A 1,517-nucleotide genomic window follows, 5' to 3' on the forward strand; every position below is an offset into this window, starting at 1 on the left:
TCGAACGTGTGCACCGCGCAGGCGCTTCTGGCCGTGATGGCGTCGATGTATGCCGTGTTCCACGGGCCGAAGGGGCTGAACCGCCAGCCGCGCGGCCGGCCGGGCGGCCTGGGCCACGGAGGAGTTGCGCAGCCTCGCCGGGCGCGGCACAGGCGATGACCTCATGGCCGGGCGCCTCCGGGCCAGGCTGGCCGAGCTGGACGCGGCGACGGGTGATCCGGATGGGGGAGGTGGTACACGACCCTGACCGACCGCCGGCGGATAGTGGAGCGATATGATCGCCCCGAGGACCGCGGTGGGGCTCGTCGCGCGACGTCGGCACGCGATGGCCACGATACGCTCACGTGCCTCGCGGGTCTTTCGGTCCGCAAGCGGACATGGCACGGTGATCATCGCGGCCTTGCCGTGTGATTTATCGGAATGGAGCACACCATGGGACTTGGAGATATGCTGGGCGGCGCGATGGACGCGTTCGGCGGCACGGACGGGATCGTCTCGAAGATCAGCGAAAGCGGGATCGACCTCTCCGCGCTCGCGGAGATGGACCCCGAAGCCGTGTCGGCGATGCTCGAGGACAAGGGGATCGACCTGTCGATGCTCGAGGGCCTCGGGCTGTCGGTCGAGGACGTGATCGAGAAGGTCAAGGAGCAGCTGGCTTGATCAGCGCGTGACACGGGCCGGGCGCGCGCGGCCTCGTAATCGCGTCGTCCGATGTTTCGGCACAGGGCTGGCGGGAGTGAATGTCTAACCTGTGAAGCTGATCTCCCGCATGATCTTTGCCGTTGCAGCATTCGACACGAAGGGCGAAGGATTGAACTTCGTTAAGCCTCGGACAAACGGCAGCGAAACGCGAGAAACGTGCTGTGCAAAGTTGGGCCGACATAATGACAGCTGTCATTTGTCTAGAATGTGGCGAACACTAGTGGTGAGACCATCGCAGTCGGATGGCACGGGCCGTAATAACTTCTGCTGCTGTATTTTTGCGCCGCATGTCGGAGAGATCAAGTCTTGAGTATCAGCTTCTTCTTCTGGAACCGTATTTGGTGCTTCTGCGATTAAGGGGATTTTGTAATGACTGTTTTCAAGAACTTTTCGCGGTTTCTACAGTTGACCGTTTGTCTTGTCCTTCTCCCCACCATCGGCTTGTCCGAAGTCGGGTGGGAAGTTCGAAATCACGATGCCTACGATCGCGTCCTCGCTGTTGTTGTCCAGGGCGAAATCACCTCGAGCGACTCCGACGTAGTCTCGAACGCCGTGCGTGCGGAGCCGCATGCTCCGGTCCGTCTGGTTGTCCTGTCTTCGGAAGGCGGAGATCTCCGGGCGGCGATGCAGATGGGGCGGGCGCTGCGGAAGCACGAATTTGACGCAGTAATCCCACCGGGTCATGCTTGCATCAGCGCATGCGTATTTCTTTTGGCCGTGTCTGACGTCAGCGCCTTTGGGACAGATTTGAGGTTTTCGTAACGGAGGATTTCTGGTTCATCGCAGCCACCAAGGAGCGAAGATGAACAAGAAAT

Annotated in this window: 2 protein-coding genes and 1 pseudogene; 2 read left to right on the forward strand and 1 reads right to left on the reverse strand. The window is 60.8% G+C overall.

The features are described 5' to 3' along the window. Together ACH107_RS32740 and ACH107_RS32745 are read left to right on the forward strand one after the other, a co-directional pair. Positions 1-78: pseudogene (locus ACH107_RS32740) on the forward strand (hypothetical protein); the annotation flags it as partial. Positions 79-432: 354 nt separating this feature from the next. After that, positions 433-660: a hypothetical protein gene (locus tag ACH107_RS32745; RefSeq protein ID WP_412509766.1), complete on the forward strand. Its 228-nt coding sequence runs from the start codon at positions 433-435 to the stop codon at positions 658-660. Positions 661-1,101: 441 nt separating this feature from the next. On the opposite strand, the gene ACH107_RS32750 is transcribed toward ACH107_RS32745, so the two are convergent. Next, positions 1,102-1,386: a hypothetical protein gene (locus tag ACH107_RS32750; RefSeq protein ID WP_412509767.1), complete on the reverse strand. Its 285-nt coding sequence runs from the start codon at positions 1,384-1,386 to the stop codon at positions 1,102-1,104. Between the last annotated feature and the right edge of the window lie 131 nt (positions 1,387-1,517).

The sequence above is a fragment of the Roseovarius halophilus (ex Wu et al. 2025) genome, assembly GCF_047086965.1.

Bases quoted from the DNA above. Each gene is read 5' to 3' on its own strand.
- ACH107_RS32750 (WP_412509767.1), bottom strand. From the start codon at position 1,386: ATGACCCGGTGGGATTACTGCGTCAAATTCGTGCTTCCGCAGCGCCCG.
- ACH107_RS32745 (WP_412509766.1), top strand. From the start codon at position 433: ATGGGACTTGGAGATATGCTGGGCGGCGCGATGGACGCGTTCGGCGGC.